13 protein-coding genes are annotated in these 18,594 nt (G+C 61.6%); 8 read left to right on the top strand and 5 right to left on the bottom strand.

Translation table 11 applies throughout. The features are described 5' to 3' along the window. Window positions 1-2: 2 nt before the first annotated feature. Genes ABWV89_RS05885 through ABWV89_RS05875 form a run of 3 tightly spaced genes read left to right on the top strand, consistent with a single transcriptional unit; the run spans window position 3 to window position 2,584 of the window. On the top strand, window positions 3-854 hold the full coding sequence (locus tag ABWV89_RS05885) for a PhzF family phenazine biosynthesis protein (RefSeq protein ID WP_353395225.1): 852 nt from the start codon (window positions 3-5) through the stop codon (window positions 852-854). A 5-nt stretch (window positions 855-859) separates the two neighbouring features. After that, window positions 860-1,561, top strand: a complete 702-nt coding sequence (locus tag ABWV89_RS05880; protein WP_353395224.1) for a VOC family protein — start codon at window positions 860-862, stop codon at window positions 1,559-1,561. A gap of 51 nt (window positions 1,562-1,612) precedes the next feature. Beyond that, window positions 1,613-2,584 (top strand): threonine dehydratase, encoded by a 972-nt coding sequence (locus ABWV89_RS05875; RefSeq protein ID WP_353395223.1) that lies wholly within the window; start codon window positions 1,613-1,615, stop codon window positions 2,582-2,584. A gap of 17 nt (window positions 2,585-2,601) precedes the next feature. Here ABWV89_RS05875 and ABWV89_RS05870 read toward each other — a convergent pair whose 3' ends face one another. Beyond that, window positions 2,602-4,938 carry a hybrid sensor histidine kinase/response regulator gene (locus tag ABWV89_RS05870; RefSeq protein WP_353395222.1) on the bottom strand — a complete coding sequence of 779 codons (2,337 nt, stop codon included), beginning with the start codon at window positions 4,936-4,938 and terminating at the stop codon, window positions 2,602-2,604. 215 nt (window positions 4,939-5,153) lie between these two features. Between ABWV89_RS05870 and ABWV89_RS05865 the strand changes: the two genes are divergently transcribed. Next, on the top strand, window positions 5,154-5,825 hold the full coding sequence (locus ABWV89_RS05865) for a histidine phosphatase family protein (protein WP_353395221.1): 672 nt from the start codon (window positions 5,154-5,156) through the stop codon (window positions 5,823-5,825). Between the two features lie 12 nt (window positions 5,826-5,837). Here ABWV89_RS05865 and ABWV89_RS05860 read toward each other — a convergent pair whose 3' ends face one another. Continuing rightward, entirely contained in the window at window positions 5,838-6,683 is an 846-nt protein-coding gene (locus tag ABWV89_RS05860) for a creatininase family protein (protein WP_353395220.1), read from the bottom strand. A gap of 332 nt (window positions 6,684-7,015) precedes the next feature. Here ABWV89_RS05860 and ABWV89_RS05855 point away from each other — a divergent pair, with 332 nt between their 5' ends. Continuing rightward, entirely contained in the window at window positions 7,016-9,193 is a 2,178-nt protein-coding gene (locus ABWV89_RS05855; protein ID WP_353395219.1) for a protein-disulfide reductase DsbD family protein, read from the top strand. 23 nt (window positions 9,194-9,216) lie between these two features. Here the strand turns inward: ABWV89_RS05855 and ABWV89_RS05850 are convergent, their stop codons facing one another. Next, window positions 9,217-9,858, bottom strand: coding sequence for a DUF4124 domain-containing protein (locus tag ABWV89_RS05850; RefSeq protein WP_353395218.1), 642 nt, complete (start codon window positions 9,856-9,858; stop codon window positions 9,217-9,219). Between the two features lie 261 nt (window positions 9,859-10,119). Between ABWV89_RS05850 and hemE the strand changes: the two genes are divergently transcribed. From hemE to ABWV89_RS05835, 3 genes are all read left to right on the top strand, one after another. After that, window positions 10,120-11,235, top strand: coding sequence for a uroporphyrinogen decarboxylase (hemE, locus tag ABWV89_RS05845; protein WP_353395217.1), 1,116 nt, complete (start codon window positions 10,120-10,122; stop codon window positions 11,233-11,235). Between the two features lie 407 nt (window positions 11,236-11,642). Beyond that, window positions 11,643-13,790 carry a replication restart helicase PriA gene (gene priA, locus ABWV89_RS05840; protein WP_353395216.1) on the top strand — a complete coding sequence of 716 codons (2,148 nt, stop codon included), beginning with the start codon at window positions 11,643-11,645 and terminating at the stop codon, window positions 13,788-13,790. An 87-nt stretch (window positions 13,791-13,877) separates the two neighbouring features. Further along, a complete protein-coding gene (locus ABWV89_RS05835; protein ID WP_353395215.1) occupies window positions 13,878-14,894 on the top strand; it encodes an MBL fold metallo-hydrolase in 1,017 nt (338 codons plus the stop codon). Window positions 14,895-14,980: 86 nt separating this feature from the next. Here the strand turns inward: ABWV89_RS05835 and katG are convergent, their stop codons facing one another. Together katG and ABWV89_RS05825 are read right to left on the bottom strand one after the other, a co-directional pair. After that, window positions 14,981-17,116, bottom strand: coding sequence for a catalase/peroxidase HPI (katG, locus tag ABWV89_RS05830; protein ID WP_353395213.1), 2,136 nt, complete (start codon window positions 17,114-17,116; stop codon window positions 14,981-14,983). Between the two features lie 339 nt (window positions 17,117-17,455). Beyond that, window positions 17,456-18,430, bottom strand: a complete 975-nt coding sequence (locus tag ABWV89_RS05825) for an AEC family transporter (protein WP_353395212.1) — start codon at window positions 18,428-18,430, stop codon at window positions 17,456-17,458. Window positions 18,431-18,594: the final 164 nt, after the last annotated feature.

The raw sequence follows: 18,594 nt of genomic DNA, 5'->3' as shown, positions 1-18,594 counted from the left end.
CTATGCCAAACCGCCCCTACAAGCAAGTCGACGTGTTTACCGAAACGCCATATCGCGGCAACCCGCTGGGCGTGGTGCTGGATGGGCAAGGCCTTTCCGCAGCGGAAATGCAGCACTTCACCCAATGGACAAACTTGTCGGAATGCACGTTTGTTCTGCCACCATCGCCCGAGGGCAAAGCCCAGGGCGCGGACTACCGGGTGCGAATCTTCTGCCCCGGCCGTGAGCTGCCGTTCGCTGGGCACCCGACCCTGGGGACCTGTCATGCCTGGCTGGAAGCGGGTGGACAGGCTCAGGGAAATGAAGTGATTCAGGAGTGTGGCGCCGGTCTGATCCGCATTCGTCGCAACAGTGGTCGATTGGCTTTCGCTGCGCCGCCACTGCAACGCAGCGGGCCATTGGACGAAGCCGATGTGCAACGCATCGCGCAGGGCCTGGGCATCGCAAGAGAGGGCATCCTTCATCACGCCTGGTGCGACAACGGGCCCCAATGGATGGGCGTGATGCTGCGTGATGCCGAGACGGTCAGGACCATCCGGCCAGACGGCCAGCTGCTCGCCGGCCTCGACATCGGTGTGGTCGCACCGCAGACGGAGGGTCAGGAGACCCAGTTTGAAGTGCGCGCCTTTTTCCCGGGCAACAGTGGTCTTTGCGAGGACCCGGTGACGGGTAGCCTGAACGCAGCCATAGCGCAATGGCTACTGGGTGCAGGGCTGGCGCCAGAGCAGTATGTGGCAGCGCAGGGAACGCAAATGGAGCGTCAGGGCCGGGTACATGTACAGCGGGACTCCAGTGGAGCGATCTGGGTCGGCGGCGCTTCAGTCACCTGCATCCAGGGAGAGGTGTGCTTGTGAGCCGCATGGCAGGAGCCGCCCTGGACCACTTGGTGATCGCAGCGCAAACACTGGGCGAGGGCGTAACCTGGTGCCAGCGTGTGTTCGGCATGACACCCGCCGAGGGTGGCCGTCACGCCCTGTTCGGAACCCACAACCGTCTGCTTCGACTGCACGGCGCCAACTTTCCGGATGCCTATCTGGAGATCATCGCCATCGAACCGAACGTTCGGCCCACTCGGCAAGCGCCTCTGGCCAGGTGGTTTGATCTTGATGATCCCGGGCTTCGTCGGCGTCTGCAGTTTCAAGGCCCACAGATCATTCACTGGGTGGCGCGGGTTCCGGACCTGGCCCAGGCCTGCCAGGCGTGGTCTGTGCTGGGCATCGACAGGGGAAGCATCATCGACGCGTCAAGACAAACGCCCGAAGGCTTGCTTCGCTGGAAAATCAGTATCCGCGACGACGGGCAGCGCCTGTTTGGCGGCGCCCTGCCAACCTTGATCGAGTGGCAGGGAGAGCATCCATGCAAAAAGCTCCCGGCGCGTGGCCCCCAACTGAATCGGTTGGAGCTCAGCCATCCAGACCGGAAGGCGCTGACCGCCGCATTGGCCGCGGTCGGGCTGGATTCGGCAGTTGGCGTCTCCGTCAACGACGATCCTGCAGGGCTACACGCCCAGCTTTCAACCGTGGCCCGTAACGATATTCACTTGTGGCACCCCAAGAGCTGACGCGCCCCTCCTCTCACTGCCAATATCCCCACAGCAAGAGAAACCACCAACATGACTTCCCCCGACGCGCTCCTACCAAGCCTTGCCGAGATTGAGTCTGCTGCGGCAGTTGTCTACCAGTCATTTCATGCCACAGCTCAGTACCGCTGGGCAACGCTGTGCAATCGCCTGGGCATGGACATGTGGGTCAAGCACGAGAACCACACGCCAGTGGGTGCATTCAAGATTCGAGGCGGTCTGACCTATTTCGACCAGCTGGCCAAGACGGGCCGGATGCCTGCCGAAGTCATCAGTGCGACCCGGGGAAACCACGGCCAGAGTGTGGGGTGGGCGGCGCGGCAGCACGGCGTGAAGGCCACGATTGTGGTGCCTCGCGGAAACTCGGTCGAAAAGAACAATGCAATGCGCTCCCTGGGCGTGCACCTGGTAGAACATGGCGATGACTTTCAGGCGAGCCGGGAATTCGCCATGCAACTGGCACGAGACCGGAGCGCTCACATGGTGCCCAGCTTTCACCCCCATCTGTTGCGCGGCGTCAGCACCCTGTACTGGGAGCTGCTGCGCGCCGTCCCCGACCTGGACGTGCTACTGGTGCCCATCGGACAGGGCTCTGGCGCTGCATCGGCGATCGCCGCGCGCAATGCCTTGGGTTTGGGCACTCGCATCATTGGCGTCATCAGCGCCCACGCCACCACTTATGCAGACTCCATGGCTGCCGGCCACGTGGTGGAGGCACCGGTGAGCACGGTGCTGGCTGACGGCATGGCATGCCGCGTGGCGGATGACATCGCGCTGCGCGTACTGTCATCCGGCCTCGAGGAGGTGGTGAAGGTCACGGATGAGGAGGTCGCACAGGCCATGCGCTGGCTGTACGAAGACACGCACAATGTCGCTGAAGGCGCTGGTGCAGCCGCCCTGGCTGCGGCGCATCAGGTGCAAGGCCGGCTGGCTGGCCGCAAGATCGGGATTGCCCTCACCGGGGGAAATGTGGATGCAGGTGTGCTGTCGAAAATTCTCGCCTGAATGTCCATGCAGCCTGATCAGGTTGCATTCGAACCCTTGACCAGTCGCGCCACGACGTCACAGAAGGACTCGATGGCGTCGGTCTTGAAGACAACCTCGGTCACACCGACAGCCTGCGCTTTTTGCTCGAGCTCTTCATTGATGTAGCCTGAGGCCACCGCGACCGTCAGAGAGGGGTTGATGGCCAAGGCTTCCTTGGCCACATCGATTCCGGACATGCCAGGCATGTTGTAGTCGGTCAGCAAAACGTCAAAACCATCTGGCGTGGCTCTGATCGCATCGATGGCCTCCTGCTGATCACAAAACGCGGTCACCTTGTATCCCCGCCGCTGCAACAGGCGCTTGACGAGAAAAACGAGCGTATCGTCGTCGTCCAGATAAAGTACCCGGCCCGCCGATGACGTACCGCCTTCACTCATTTTGATTTCCTCCACTGTTCGTCCGTCATCCACAGATGACGAGGTTGGCATTCCGTCGTCCATTGTGCCCGTATTTGCACCCGCAGGGTCCATGGCTTCTGCCGGAAGAAACAGTCTGAAGACTGCGCCCTTGCCCAGCTCGCTGTCAACCGTGATTGCCCCCCCATGCGCTTGCATGATGCCCAATACGACGGGCAAACCCAGGCCTGTTCCTTTACCTACCACCTTGGTGGTAAAGAACGGCTCAAATATGCGAGCCATGGTGGACTTGCTCATGCCGGTGCCGGTGTCCCGTACTTCGATGCAGGCCACCACTCGGGGCGCATGCTCAGACTCTCGAACCTCTGAAGGAACAAGCTCATGCCCAGGCGGCAACCCGGCCAAAGAAATGGATATCCGGCCCGAGGCACCACCGATGGCGTGTACGGCATTGGTCCCCAGATTGAGCAGCACTTGCCCCAGCTGGGTGGCATCGCCTTCTATTTGCAACTGGTGAGGAGGACACTCCATGTGCAACTCAACGTTGGGGGGAAGTGCAGCCTTGAGCAAGCTTCCTGCTTCGTGCACGATGCTGCACACGCTGACTTTCTTCCGCTCGATGGGTTGCTGCCGGCTGAATGCCATGATCTGGCGCACCAGCTCGCGCCCTCGCCTTGCGGCGCTGCTGATCTCATGCAGGCTCTCCCGGGAAGGGTGTGTGGCCATCAGGTCCTGGCGCGCAAGCTCGGAATTGCCAAGGATGGCAGCCAGAATGTTGTTGAAGTCGTGCGCCACGCCGCCAGCCAACGTGCCCAGTGCTTCCATCTTCTGTGACTGGGCCAGTTGGTGCTGCAGTTGCTCTTGCTTCTGCTGTGCCTCCCTGACGGAGGTCACGTCCACGAAGGTCTGAACCACGTGCCTGAGTCGCCCCTGGGCATCGTTTTCCGGGAAGGTGCTGGTCAGGGCCCAGCGAACCTTGCTGGAGTCGGCGGCAGCCCCTTCAGGGGCGAACCCCAGGATCACATCGCGCACCGGTTGCCCGGTGGCCAGTACGCGATAGAAGGGCATGGCATGCTTGACCAATGTCTGTCCATCTTCCGCCAGAAGATGCCAGAGCGTGCGGTCACTCAGATCCTGGTCAATCGGCTCTGTCAAGTGCCATCCAAAGAAGCTGCGCGCCGCCCGGTTGGCTGAAGACAGCGTCTGGTCTGGCAGGAACACAAGCACCCCTGCACTGATGTTGTCGATCAGACCTCGCAGATCTGCCTCGCGCTCCGCCAGAGACTGGCTGGCCTTGTCGCTCTGCAACTGCAGTCGCGCAGTCACCAGTACCTGATAGACCGCCAGACGAACAGCGACTGAGGCCAGAAAAACCAGAATGAGCGCATGGGCCTGCTGTGACACCTCGCGGATCTCACCCGAAGCGAACCTGGTCGTGACCACAACGCCCATCGCAGCGAAGCCCAGCAACTCCAGCCATGTCTGCAGGCGAAGTGCGTGCAGACCCGGATGGATCGGGTGGGCTTGCCGGTATACGTTCCAGTCACGCAAGGTCAGCACGGACAGCAGAACACCGGAGAGAAAAAAGACCACATACCGGCCATACACCGAAGGCCACGCCGCCGACATTCCCCAGTGAAGCAGTGCCGTCACGGCTATCCCCAGGGCCACCGACTGCCTGGGCAATGCCATGCCCATGTATGCTCGCACGCCAAGCCAGGACGTGGCCATGGCAGTGGTGATCAACGTGTTGGCGACCACAATGGTGAGGAAGTCGGGTGCTTGCCCCCGGTAGGTCAGACCAATGTACCCGACAGTACCGAACAAGCCGGCAACAGACCACCACCCCGGGCCGCCAATGTCCGGGTGCCGATGCGCCAGCATGCCGAATGCGCCGGTGAATACCGTTCCCACGCAAACGAGCGCCAGCACCAGGGTCACAAGGTCTAGATTCATATGACTGGATGGACCGATGGCCAGCGTCCTGCGCACGCGTTAGCGCCGCCGGGGCGAGCCAGTCCATGGCCGCTGTAGAGCTGAGCTCCATTGCATCACAGCCGGCCGGTTCTTTCTGTACGAAATAACGACAAAACAGCCGGCAACTTGACGTTTCGAGGCATCAGTCACAGCCGGGACAAACGTCCAGAGTCGGCTTGGACAGAATTCCCGTCATGGGAACCCTCTATCTTGTGCGCCACGGCCAGGCCTCGTTTGGCGAAGATGACTACGACAAGCTCAGCGAGCTGGGTTGGAAGCAGGCCGAGCGGCTGGGACAGTACTGGCGAGACTGTGGCATCACGTTTGACGCAGTCATCCATGGCACCTTGCGGCGCCACGTGGAAACCTGGACAGGAATTGCCAAGGGTGCCGGCTTCGAGCATGAGCCAACGACATGGCCCGGCCTCAACGAATACGATAGCGCGGCGGTGATCCGTACCGTGCACCCCGAGCCGCTGGGCAAACCGGCCGACAAGGATGAGTACCGTGCCCATTTCCGTCTCCTGCGGGATGGCCTGGCCCAATGGATGGCCGAAACCGTCAGCCCTGCGGGCATGCCCACCTATCGCAATTTTGTGCAGGGTGTGACGTCGGCTCTGGATCACGTGCGCTCACAGCATGTTGGCCAGAATGTTCTCCTCGTCTCCAGTGGCGGCCCGATTTCCACCGCTGTCGGTCATGTGCTTGGCCTGGCGCCCGAGACCACCATCGACCTGAACATGCGCATTCGCAACAGCGCCGTCACGGAGTTCCACTTCAACCCCAAACGGCACAATCTGGTGACATACAACACCTTGCCGCATCTGGACGACCCGGAACTGGCGAACTGGATCACCTACGCCTGATACGGTGCGTCTTCAACGCCCAGAGCTGAAGGCAGTGTGATCCGAGATGGTGCCTGGCGGCAGCTGATCGATTTCGACAAGTGCGCGGGCCAGAGCGCTTCCGGCTGCATCCAGCACCGCCTGCCCTTTGTCCGCTGTCGCAGCGGCTGCATCGCCAACGGCTCCCAAGGGGTTGAGGTCCTGCGTCATCCACGCAAACTTGGCACTGCGCCCGTTGCCCAGAATGGCAAATCGCTCTGCCCGCTCCTGGGAAGATGAGCGGAAATGCTCTGCCTGATCACGACGAACTGCACTGGCATTCAGCACCAGCATCAGACTGGTCTCGACATCCCCGCCATGGACGCCAAACCTGTGCTCCTGAGCAGGGAACAGCTGATTGACGTCTGTGCCGTCGGGCGCCTCCAGCGGCAGATTGAACCAACTGATGCTGTATGCCAGCATGCCCAGCCTGGCGCGCAGGTCTCGCGCCACCAGATCCAGCGCGCCGACCTGCCCCCCATGGGTGTTGAAGAGCACCAGCTTGTTAACGCCCGCTGAAGCAACACTCTCTGCCAACTCAGTCCACAGACGAATCAGCGTCTCTGAGCTGAGACTGAGCGTGCCGGAGAATGCTCCGTGCTCAGGCGAGAAGCCCACGGCCTGTGTCGGGAGAAACAAAGCTGGCAAATCGTCTGGCAGATGAGGCAGACTTGCAGCCACGATGCCATTGGCAATATCGGTATCCACGGACAAAGGCAGGTGTGGCCCGTGTTGCTCTGTCGCAGCGACTGGCAAGACAGCGATGACACGCTGCAGATCCAGCCGGGCGAAATCGGCTGTGCTCAAATCGGCCCAATAACGATGAGGTATGGCTGGCATGGCGCACATCTTACGCCCACGCCAGCCGGCTCGACGCCCTCAGGACTTGAGTCACGGGATAATGACGCGTGACCAGGGCGAGCCGCCTTGTCCCAAAACGCCTTGTCCCGATACCCAGGGAACCCTTGAAGCCCTTGGGCATCTGATTGAACAACGCCAAACCAAATGCCTGACGCCTGGTGATGTTGCAGCGCCAGGTCCTCTGAGACTTGCCCGACACCTCAATGTTCACCCTCATGAGCGCTTTCGTATCCAGAACTTTGCTTCACTGGCCTGCCCGAAAGGTGTCTCAGGCACTGGCTACAGCGCTCTGTTTGGCCTCAGCAATATTGATGCCCGGCTCCCCGGTGGCAGCCCAGGGCAGTTTGCTCGACTCGCTCGGCGAAAAACGCGTCAGCCAGACAGAGCAGGTGTCTGCCGAGCTCATGGCACACGCTCCTCAAGGCGCCAGCCCGGGCGCTGAAGTCTGGGTCGGCCTGCGGCTTAGCCATGCACCGCATTGGCACACCTACTGGAGGAACTCCGGTGATTCGGGCCTTCCCACCATGCTCGAATGGAATTTGCCCGAAGGTGTCACTGCCGGCGACGTGCAATGGCCAACACCACGCAAATTCCCGCTGGGCACCTTGGCCAACTACGGCTATGACGGAACAGTGCTGCTGCCTGTCCCACTGTCGATCGCCCCATCATTTGCAGGTGAGGCCATCAACGTCAGCGTCCAGGCGAGCTGGCTGGCCTGCAAAACCGAGTGCATTCCCCAGGACGCCGCCCTCAGCCTGACGCTACCAGTCAAGGGTTCGACTGCGCTGAACGGCGTTGTGTTTGAAGAGGCCCTGGCAGCCAGCCCCAAGCCGATGCCAGCCGGTGATTCAGCTATACGCCCGGCAGGAGAAGTGCTCGAAGTGGAGCTCCAGGGTTTGCCCGCCGAGTGGCGAGGCCAGGCCCTCGAGTTTTTTCCGGAAGCACCCGGGCTGATCAGCCCCGGCGCACCTTGGCAGCAGTTCTGGCGGGATGGTGCCTGGGATGCCAAGATACCGGTGTCTCTGGACCGGTTTGAATCGCCTTCACAAATGACCGTCGTGGTGGCATTGGCCAACCCTCCCGGTCAAGGGCCGGGGGCGACGGGAGTTGAGATGACGGTGCCGGTCAAGGGCCAATGGCCTCCGTCGGCAACAGCACCTGCCGCAGTTCCAGACGCCCTTCAGGCGGCACTCGCGGCGAATGCCGCCAAAGGCGACATACCCAAGACCCCGTCAGTGCCTGGGACAGCGCCCGGCATCACGGCGAACGCGCCTGCCAGCCTCTGGTTGGCATTGCTGGGAGCACTTCTTGGTGGCCTTGCACTCAATCTGATGCCCTGCGTCTTTCCGGTGCTGGCCATCAAGGTGCTGGCGTTCACCAAGCATGCCGACGACCATCGCATGCATCGAATCAGTGGCCTGGCGTACACCGCGGGGGTGGTGGGATCCTTTGTGGCGCTGGGCGGATTGCTGCTTGCGCTCAGGTCTGCAGGCGAAGCTGTGGGCTGGGGGTTTCAGTTGCAGGAGCCACTCACAGTCGCCGCTCTGGCCATTCTGTTCACCATTATCGGGCTGAATCTTGGCGGCCTTTTCGAGTTTGGCCAGTGGGTCCCGGGTGGTCTGGCCGGCGTTCAGCTGCGGCATCCGGCCGCCGATGCGCTGCTGACCGGCGTATTGGCTGTCGCCGTCGCTTCGCCGTGTACGGCGCCATTCATGGGGGCATCCCTGGGTTTGGCCATGTCACTGCCGACCTGGCTGGCGCTCGCCTTTTTCGCAGTGCTCGGCCTGGGTCTGGCCTTGCCCTACCTGCTGGCCAGCTGGGTACCGGCAGTGGCGCGCATTCTCCCTCGCCCTGGCGCCTGGATGAACACGTTCAAACAGTTGCTGGCATTCCCCATGTTCGCGACCGTCGTCTGGCTGCTATGGGTGCTGGGCCAGCAGGTGGGGATTGATGGCGTCGCAGCATTGCTTGCGGTACTGGTGGCGCTCACCTGGCTCATATGGTCCACCGGACAGGCCGGTCTGGCGCGCTGGATTTTCGGCCTGATGGCTGCCGGCGTGCTCGTCAGCGCAGCGTGGTGGGCATGGCCGATGATGCGGTCGGCAGATGCGGCTGGCGCGACGCAGTCACAAGAGACCAGCGTGGTGGGATTCGACTGGGCAGCCTGGTCACCAGAACAGCAGGCAGCAGCGCTGAATGAAGGCCGGCCAGTGTTCGTGGATTTCACCGCCGCCTGGTGCGTCACCTGCCAGTACAACAAGCGCAGCACACTCTCTGACGATGCACTGCTCTCGGCCATGGCACGGGCCAACGTGGCCTTGTTCCGGGCAGACTGGACAAGGCGCGATGCGCGCATCACGACCGAACTCAATCGGTTGGGCCGCAACGGTGTCCCGACCTACGCCGTCTACAGGCCCGGGCAGGCACCTGTTGTGCTCTCAGAGCTCATCAGTCCCGAAGACGTTCAGGCAGCGCTGGGGTTGCAATAGCACCCTCATGCTGCGCCGAACACTCAGCGACGGGAACGATAGCCCATGACCAATGGCTCGACCTCCGGGTTCTTCACGAGGTTGTATTCGGGCGTGGCAAACATCTCTGGCATGCGCCTGCACTCGGCTTCGCGTTCTTGCGGCGTCAATTTGTCCAGCACACCCATGGCCGTGCTCGCATCCTGCCGTGCGCGAAGCTCCAGCTCCTGGCGCTGACCTGATCGCAGCATCTTCTTGAAGATGACGCCCTTGCTCACCACCAGCTTTCCATTGGCACGAAACCAGTCATCGCGGGCCTGGCGAACCGTGGGCGCCACCGTGGGCACCATGCGGTCACAGAAGTCCGTCATGGCCTTGATCATGCTTTCAGTGCCCATGACGCGCACGGCCGCATCGAGCACCTCTTCGTCCATGCGCCCGGAGCCCGCCTTGCTGGCCAGCTTCTGGTCTGCTGCGCTGCGAGGCGTGCCGGCTCGACCGGGCGGCTTGTCACTGAGAACCCTGTTGCCGTTCTCGTCAATGTACTGGTAAATCCGGCCCGCATGTGCCTCGCTGGCTGCCCACATGGTGGCCACCACGGCAACAGCCCACATCCAGCGAGCGTCCCACAACCGGGCGCGACCATGAGCTCCCAGCCCCTGCGTCGGAGTCATTGCTTGCTTCATCTGGCAAATCCCTCGTATCCCATCATTCACGCACCTCAAAATGCCATGGCCGCCAGACACCCGGCGCTTGCTACCCATTTTGCCCCTACCTGACCAGGTCTTCACCCGGCGTTCCGACAAACTGCGGCTCAGCGTGACATAGGTGGGTGATGCCACGCAAATCCGAACGATCTACTGTCGCATTCACGCCATGATCCGCAGGCCTAGGCCAGCCGGAGATAATGGGGCGATTGATTCACGCGAGATTTCGAGCCAGACAACATGTCATTTGCTTCCTTGAAAAACGACAGCTTCATTCGCGCCTGCCTGCGCCAGTCGACAGATCACACGCCCGTGTGGCTGATGCGCCAGGCTGGCCGCTACCTGCCAGAGTACTGCGAGACCCGGGCCAAAGCCGGCAGCTTCATGGGCCTGGCGACCAATGTCGACTACGCCACCGAAGTCACGCTTCAGCCCCTCGAGCGATATCCGCTGGACGCCGCCATCCTGTTTTCCGACATTCTCACCGTCCCGGATGCCATGGGCCTGGGGCTGTCGTTCTTGCAAGGAGAAGGCCCCAAGTTCGCGCGTGCCGTCCGGTCGGAAGCCGATGTCAACGCCATCGAAGCCCCCGACCTGGAGAAGCTTCGCTACGTCTTTGACGCGGTCACGTCCATCCGGCGTGCATTGGACGGTCGCGTGCCGCTGATCGGTTTTTCCGGAAGCCCCTGGACGCTCGCCTGCTACATGGTCGAAGGCGGCAGCTCCAGTGACTACCGTCAAGTCAAATCGCTCATGTACAGTCGCCCCGACCTCATGCACCGCATTCTCAGCGTCAACGCAGACGCCGTGGCGGCCTACCTGAACGAACAGATTCGTGCAGGTGCTCAAGCAGTCATGGTTTTCGACAGCTGGGGGGGAGTACTGGCAGACGGCAAATTTCAGGAGTTCAGTCTGGCCTATACACGCCGCGTGCTCGACCAGTTGATCAGGGAACACGATGGCGCCGTGATTCCGCGCATCGTCTTCACCAAGGGTGGTGGCCTGTGGCTGGAAGACATGAAAGGGATGGACTGCGATGCACTGGGTGTCGACTGGACCGTCAATCTCGGCAAAGCCCGCCAGCTCGTCAGCGAGGCCGACGATGCCAAAGGCGGGGCCAAAGCCCTACAGGGCAATATCGACCCGAACGTCTTGTTTGCCCCTCCTGCGCACATCGATGCGGAGGTCAAGGCTGTCATTGACAGTTTCGGCTGTCCTCACCTGGGCGAAGGGCATGGCCCCACGCACATTTTCAACTTGGGCCATGGCATCAGTCAGTTCACGCCACCCGACCATGTGAGCGCGCTGGTCGAGGCCGTGCACCGGCATTCGAAGGCCATTCGCCAACGAGGCTGAAAGTGTTCACTTCGGGCAACCGGACAGAATGGCATACGCCCGTGACAAAGTTGTGACGGCTAGATAGTCAGAAACCCTGCCTGTCAAGCCTTTCACACCGTTTTTGACAAAAAAACTGATCCAATCCCGGCCACTTATACACACGATTTCTGTTGCGGCACGGAAAACGTGATCATGTACATGACCGGGCGGAAGACCCTGCAGTTGCAAGCGTAAGCCATTGATTTTATTGGATTTTGATATCTGCCTCTTTTTTGGGCAGTTTAAGGAAGCCATTGATTTTCAAGGCTTGCAAGACGACAAGCACCAACTATCAACAAAGTTATCCACAGATTCTCTGGAAAGCCGGCGATCCAGAGATAAATCAATAACTTACGCCGCTTTTCAACAGTTTGACTGAAGAAAAAGTGCTAAATCCCACTTACTGGCTACAAGTGGTCGTGGCCACACCAGCCCACAGCCAGGTCGCCGGTCCACTGAGCTATCGAAGTGAGTTTTCGCTCGCGTCAGGAAGCTTGATCAGGGTACCTCTGGGCAAGCGCGAAGTGATGGGCGTGGTCTGGTCCTGCGCGACTGAGGCACCGACAGGTGTTGCCGAAGAGCAGGTTCGATGCATCGCAGGCGTCCTGGACGGGATCTCACCTCTGGGTGAAAGCTGGCGTGAGCTGGTGGGCTTCGCAGCCCGCTACTACCAGCGCGGGCTGGGTGAAGTCGCACTGGGGGTGCTGCCACCCTCATTGCGAACACTCGACAACACCCAGCTGGCACGTCGGCTCAAACGCGAGCACAACAAACGCGAGGAACAGGCCGGTTTGCCCCAAGCTGCCGAAGCAGGCGAATTGGCCAGCGAAGCACCCACGCCCAGTGAAGCCCAGGCCGAGGCGCTGCGCGCCATCGCCGAAGCAACGCGCCCGGTATTGCTCTATGGCAGCACCGGTAGCGGCAAGACAGAGGTCTATCTGCGCGCAGCGGAAACGGCTCTGGGGCTCGACCCGAATGCTCAGGTGCTGGTCATGGTTCCAGAGATCAACCTCACGCCGCAGCTGGAGAAGCGCTTTCGCGACCGCTTCGAACCACACTTTGGTTCAGGGGCTCTGGTGAGCATGCACAGTGGCATGACGCCACCCCAACGCCTTTCAGCCTGGATGGCTGCCCACCATGGCCATGCACGCATCGTGCTCGGCACCCGCATGGCAGTTTTTGCCAGCATGCCCGGGTTGCGCCTGATCGTCGTCGACGAGGAGCACGACCCCAGTTACAAGAGCCAGGACGGAGCACGCTATTCCGCTCGAGATCTGGCGGTGTACCGGGCCAAGGTCGAAAGCGAGCGCCATGAGGCGACAGCCGAAAGCGGGCGACATTGCCAGGTCATCCTGGGTTCTGCCACACCTTCCCTGGAGAGCTGGCATGCTTGTGAACAAGGCCGCTACCTGCGGGTGAACATGGCCTCGCGCATTGGTGGTGGCAGCTTGCCCCGGCTTCGGCTGGTGGACATGAACCACCAGCCCAAAGGGGTCAGCCTGGCCCCTCCGCTACTCGCAGCGATGGAAGAGCGCATTCAACGTGGCGAGCAATGCCTGGTGCTGCTCAACCGGCGCGGCTATGCCCCAGTGCTGGCCTGCGGCGACTGTGGCTGGAAAAGCGGTTGCCCCCACTGCAGCGCCTACCGGGTGTTTCACAAACTCGACCGAACCTTGCGCTGCCACCACTGCGGCTTCACACAGCGGGTGCCGAGGGCCTGTCCGGATTGTGGCAATCTCGACATCGCACCCATCGGGCGGGGCACCGAGCAGATTGAAGAACAGATGTCCGCCCTGATGGCCGACATGAAGCGGCCAGACGGCACCGCAGTACGCGTGGCCCGCATGGACGCAGACACCACCCGCACCAAAGGCAGCCTGGAGTCGCAACTGGCCGCGTTGCACAGCGGCGAGGTCGACGTTCTGGTGGGCACGCAAATGATCGCCAAAGGGCACGACTTCCGGCGCATCACGCTCGTGGCCAGCGTGAACGCCGACAGCGCCCTCTTCGCCAGCGACTACCGTGCGCCCGAGCGCTTGTTTTCGCTGCTGATGCAGGCCTCAGGTCGCGCAGGCAGGGATGCCAGGCACAGCGCGACAGCGGAAATGTGGGTGCAGACGTGGCACCCGGATCACGCATTGTTTGCTGCACTCAAGACCCACGACTATCCGGGCTTTGCCCAATCACAACTGCTCGAGCGAGAAGCTGCCGGCATGCCGCCATTTGGCTACCAGGCGCTGTTGCGCGCCGATGCTCGAACACAGGAGTCGGCACAGGCGTTCCTGAATCTGGCCGCCGAACAGGCTGCAGACCTGACCGGCACGGATGAAGTCATGCTTTATCCGGCAGTGCCCTTGAACATCCAGCGCGTGGCCAATATCGAACGGGCGCAGATGCTGGTGGAGTCAGACTCCCGGCTGGCTTTGCAGCGCTTTCTCGCCCGCTGGCGCCCCACACTCCTGACCGCCCGGCATTCACCCCAGGGCAAGGGCGTCATCCGCTTCGCCATCGACGTCGACCCACTCTCCGTTTGACACACCAGGCCGGTAGTTTCACTTGCCGCATCGAAGCAGGCAGGACAGAATATCAGTCATCGGCGATAGACAAGAATGGAGACGAACATGCGCCCAGCACACCGGCTACCCCGCTCCCCGTTTCTGCGCGCTTTGATATGGGGGGTCCTGACCGCAAACCTGTGGGCCTCGATGGCACTGGCTGCCACGCCCCCCGCCAGCTTCAACGCTGATGAAGAATCCCCTGTGATGACCGTCATGCAGGTGAGCGAGCACGGGTACTACGTTGAGGGCCTGTCCCAGCTGGGCTCCAAATCCAACCAGAACTTCATCTCGAACGCCGGCTTTGTCGTCACACCCGAGGGTGTGGTGGTCATTGATGCGCTGGGCTCTCCGCATGCCGCAAAACGCCTGATCAAGGCCATCCGACAGGTCACGGACAAGCCCATCACCGACGTGGTCATGACCCACTACCACGCGGACCACATCTACGGTTTGCAGGCCTTCAAGGCAGCCGGCGCGCACATCACGGCACATGCAGGTGGCAAGGAGTATCTGGCCTCAGAGACAGCCCGGCTGCGACTGCAAGCCTCCCGCTCGGATATGGCACCCTGGATTGACGAGCAGACCCGCCTGGTCCCTGCGGACACCTGGGTCGACGGGCCCACCAGTTTCACACGCGGCGGTGTGGCATTCCAGATTACCCACGTCGGTCCGTCACACACGCCGGAAGACCTGGCCGTGTATGTGCCGTCTGAACAGCTGCTCTACGCGGGCGACCTGTTCTTCAACGGCCGGCTTCCCTTTGTCGGCAAGGCCAACAGCGGCCAATGGATCCAGTCGCTCGACAAGCTTCTGGCCTTTGGTGCTCAGGTCGTGGTGCCCGGCCATGGCTCCGCATCCCGGACGCCAAAGCAGGACATCGAAATGACGCGTGACTACCTGGCCTACCTGCGCAAAACCATGGGTGCAGCCGTAGAGAACTTTGTGCCTTTCGAGCAGGCCTACAAGAGCACGGACTGGAGCGCGTTCCAGAACGTCCCGATGTTCGGTCCGGCCAACCGCATGAATGCCTACAACACCTACCTGCTCATGGAGCAGGAGGCACTGGGCAAGCAGGACTGAATTGACTTGAGGGGAAAAGCCCCCGGCAACAGCACCGGGGGCTGATCATGCACACATTGCATCGGCAAAGCAGCAGCGTTTGCGGTTCACTTCACGTCAAACCGATCCAGGTTCATCACCTTGGTCCAGGCGGCCACGAAGTCGCGCACGAACTTCTCTTTCGCGTCACCACTGGCGTAGACCTCGGCCAGCGCGCGCAACACAGCGTTGGAGCCGAACACCAGGTCATTGCGTGTGCCTGTGTAACGCAATTCACCCGATTGGCGGTCACGCCCTTCAAACACTTCCGATGACGCATCCGCCGGTGTCCACGATGTGCGCATGTCCAGCAAGTTGACGAAAAAGTCATTGCTGAGCACGCCCACCTTGTCGGTGAACACACCGTGCTGGCCACCGTCGAAGTTGGCCCCCAGCACCCGCAAGCCTCCAATGAGCACGGTCATCTCGGGAGCGGTCAGCGTGAGCTGTTGTGCCTTGTCGATCAGCATGTCTTCAGTGCGCTCGTCGCTCTTGACCCGGCGATAGTTGCGGAAACCATCGGCCGGCGGCTCCATGATGGCAAACGCTTCCACGTCGGTCTGCTCAATGCTGGCATCGACACGGCCTGGCGTGAACGGCACGTCCACCTCCACACCAGCCGCTTTTGCGGCCTGCTCGACACCCACCACACCGGCGAGAACCATCACGTCGGCCAGTGAGACCTTCCCCGATCCTTGTTGAATGGCCTGGAGTTTGGGAAGCACGGCCACTGCCCTGCTGTTCACCGCCCAATCGCTTTGCGGCACCAGTGCCAAGCGTGCGCCATTGGCGCCACCACGCTTGTCGCCACCACGGAAGGTGGAGGCAGACGCCCAGGCCACCGAGACCAGATCAGAGACACTAATGCCCGCTCCGGTAATCGCCGACTTCACCGCCGCGATGTCGGCATCGGTGGGTTGATGTGTGGCCGCTGGCAGCGGATCTTGCCAGAGCAAATCTTCCTGCGGCACTTCAGGACCGAGATAGCGCGCCTTGGGGCCCATGTCGCGGTGGGTCAATTTGAACCAGGCGCGAGCGAACGCGTCGTTGAAAGCGTCCGCATCCTTGAGAAACTTGCGCGAGATCTTTTCGAACGCCGGGTCGAAACGCAGCGTGAGGTCGGTGACCAGCATCGTCGGTTTGCGCTTCTTGTTCGGGTCGAACGGGTCAGGAATGATCTCTGGCGCGTCCTTGGCTTCAAACTGGATCGCGCCAGCCGGGCTGCGCGTCTGCTCCCACTCGTACTTGAACAGGTTCTCAAAGAAATAGTTGCTCCACTTCGTGGGGGTTTGCGTCCACACCACTTCCAGCCCGGAAGTGATGGCATCGGCGCCGACGCCAGAGCCGTGCGAACTGTTCCAGCCGAAGCCCTGAGCTTCCATGCCAGCCGTTTCAGGGTCCGCACCCACGTGGCTGGCCGAAGCCGAGCCGTGCGTCTTGCCCAGCGTGTGGCCGCCTGCGATCAAGGCGACAATCTCTTCGTCGTCCATGGCCATGTTGCCAAACGTGGCGCGGATCCCTGCCGCGGCCGATGCCGGGTCACCACTGGCGTTGGGCCCTTCCGGGTTCACATAGATCAAGCCCATCTCAGTGGCTGCCAACGGATTTTTGGCCAGGGCTTCCGGATCCCGATGGGCAAGCCATTCCTTCTCATTGCCCCAGTTGACGTCCATGTCGGGCTCCCACACGTCTTCCCGGCCGGCCGCAAAGCCAAAGGTCTTGAAGCCACTGTTCTCCAGCGCCACATTGCCTGCCAGCACCATCAGGTCAGCCCAGGAAATCTTTTGCCCGTACTTTTGCTTGACGGGCCAGAGCAGCCGGCGCGACTTGTCCAGACTCACATTGTCCGGCCAGCTGTTGAGTGGCGCGAAGCGCTGCTGCCCACGGCCCGCTCCGCCACGGCCATCGATCATGCGGTAGGTGCCAGCGCTGTGCCATGCCATCCGGATGAACAACCCTGCGTAAGTGCCCCAGTCCGCGGGCCACCAGGCCTGGGACGCGGTCAACACAGTCTGGATGTCGGCTTTGAGTGCGTTGTAGTCCAGCGACTCAAACGCCTTGGCATAGTCGAACGTCTCTCCCAGGGGATTGGATCGTTCACTGTGCTGATTGAGCAGGTCAACGCGCAACTGCTTGGGCCACCAGTCCTGGTTGGTGGTGCCGCTACCGGCGGTGTGGAATGGGCATTTTTCAATCGCATTCATGGTGGACTCCTTTGTGTGTGCTCGCTGTCGTCTCGCAGCGCGAGCGGACTGAATCAATACGAACAGGCCAGTGCTGCCAGCGCGACCCAAGCAGCATCCCACCCGGTGTTCTCACGGGCATCGAAGGCGCCAGTGTCAATTGGGGAAGAGATGGCGGTGCGCATAAGGCCTCCTGTTCAATCGAAACTTCACTTTAGAAGCCTTCTATCGAAATAGCCATTTGATTGAGCGCATCAATGCGATAGCCAAATCCAATGCGCGGCGGAAGGCCCCGCCGTTGGCGACCTCAGGGCCGCCGTCAGGTGAATGTGCGAATGGGAAACGAACTGTGAAACCAGCTCAGATCACAAGTGCCACCGCTCCTGAAAAGGTCAGGAATGCCGCCGCCGTGGTGACCAGAATGATGCGGGCGATGCGGCCGTTGTCTGCGCCCAGACGCTCTGCCAGCAAAGACACGTTGCTCGCGCTCGGCAGCGCAGCGGTCAACACCATCACCTGCAAGGCAAACGGGTCCATGGGAACGCCCACCTTGCGGGCCGCCACACCCATCATGAGCACCAGCAGTGGGTGCAGCAAGAGCTTCATGAGCGAGACAGGCACGTAGTCGCTCATGGGCATGGGGTGGTTGGCCTGGATCTGTGAGCGCGCGAGCACCGCCCCGATGGTGAACAGTGCCACTGGCGAAGCAGCGTCGGCCAGCAGCCACAAGGTCTTTTCCACAGGTCCGGGCAACTGGAATTCGAAGGCAGACGCCACAGCGCCCAGCAAAATCGCCCAGGGCATGGGGTTGGTGGCCACGCCGTTCAGCGCTTTGCGTGCAGCCGCCAGAGCCTGGGCTCCGCTGCTCGTGGTGCCGTCTCCGGGCGTTTGGTCAAGGCGGGACAGGGCGATACACAATGAGCTGGTGAAGACCATGTCGACCACGATCAGCACGATCACCGTGCCGGCAGCAGCCTCACCCAGCAACGCAACCAGCAGCGGCACGCCCATGAAGCCCGAGTTGGGGAAAGCGGCCACCAAGGCCCCAATCGATGCATCATTCCACCGGATACGCCGGTTCATGCTCAGTGCAATGGCCAGCGCCACCATGATCAGCCCACAAAGCAGGTAGACGCCAGCGACCGTGCCATCGAGCAAGCGCGCGATCGGGGTGGTAGAGCCAAACCGGTAGAGCATTGCCGGCAAGGCAAAAAACAGCACAAAGCCGTTCAGCCCCGGAATGGCTTCCAGTGGCAGCATGCGCCGGCGCGCAGCCAGATAACCGGCAAGCACCAGGGCAAAGAACGGAAAGGTGACCAGGAGAATCTGCAACACGGTGGAGCATTCTCTCAGGTCACGCCTGACGGCGCGCTGAGAGTGCGCCAAGCAGTGTGCACAAAAGGCCTGCAAGAGTTCGCACCCCCTGCAACTCTCACATGCCAAAACGGGAGGACCGGTATCATCGTGGCTCCGCCCGCCAACCCCGCTTTCACCCGACT

Source organism: Hydrogenophaga sp. 5NK40-0174, from assembly GCF_040372165.1.
In the GTDB taxonomy this organism is placed as follows: Bacteria; Pseudomonadota; Gammaproteobacteria; order Burkholderiales; family Burkholderiaceae_C; genus Hydrogenophaga.
Note: the sequence above shows the minus strand (reverse complement) of the source record. Positions and strands in the feature narration are given on the sequence as shown.

Coding starts and splice junctions, on each gene's coding strand:
- katG (WP_353395213.1), bottom strand. CDS start 17,116: ATGAATGCGATTGAAAAATGCCCATTCCACACCGCCGGTAGCGGCACC.
- ABWV89_RS05855 (WP_353395219.1), top strand. CDS start 7,016: ATGCCCGGCTCCCCGGTGGCAGCCCAGGGCAGTTTGCTCGACTCGCTC.
- ABWV89_RS05860 (WP_353395220.1), bottom strand. CDS start 6,683: ATGCCAGCCATACCTCATCGTTATTGGGCCGATTTGAGCACAGCCGAT.
- ABWV89_RS05865 (WP_353395221.1), top strand. CDS start 5,154: ATGGGAACCCTCTATCTTGTGCGCCACGGCCAGGCCTCGTTTGGCGAA.
- ABWV89_RS05870 (WP_353395222.1), bottom strand. CDS start 4,938: ATGAATCTAGACCTTGTGACCCTGGTGCTGGCGCTCGTTTGCGTGGGA.
- ABWV89_RS05835 (WP_353395215.1), top strand. CDS start 13,878: ATGCGCCCAGCACACCGGCTACCCCGCTCCCCGTTTCTGCGCGCTTTG.
- ABWV89_RS05880 (WP_353395224.1), top strand. CDS start 860: ATGGCAGGAGCCGCCCTGGACCACTTGGTGATCGCAGCGCAAACACTG.
- ABWV89_RS05850 (WP_353395218.1), bottom strand. CDS start 9,858: ATGAAGCAAGCAATGACTCCGACGCAGGGGCTGGGAGCTCATGGTCGC.
- ABWV89_RS05885 (WP_353395225.1), top strand. CDS start 3: ATGCCAAACCGCCCCTACAAGCAAGTCGACGTGTTTACCGAAACGCCA.
- ABWV89_RS05875 (WP_353395223.1), top strand. CDS start 1,613: ATGACTTCCCCCGACGCGCTCCTACCAAGCCTTGCCGAGATTGAGTCT.
- hemE (WP_353395217.1), top strand. CDS start 10,120: ATGTCATTTGCTTCCTTGAAAAACGACAGCTTCATTCGCGCCTGCCTG.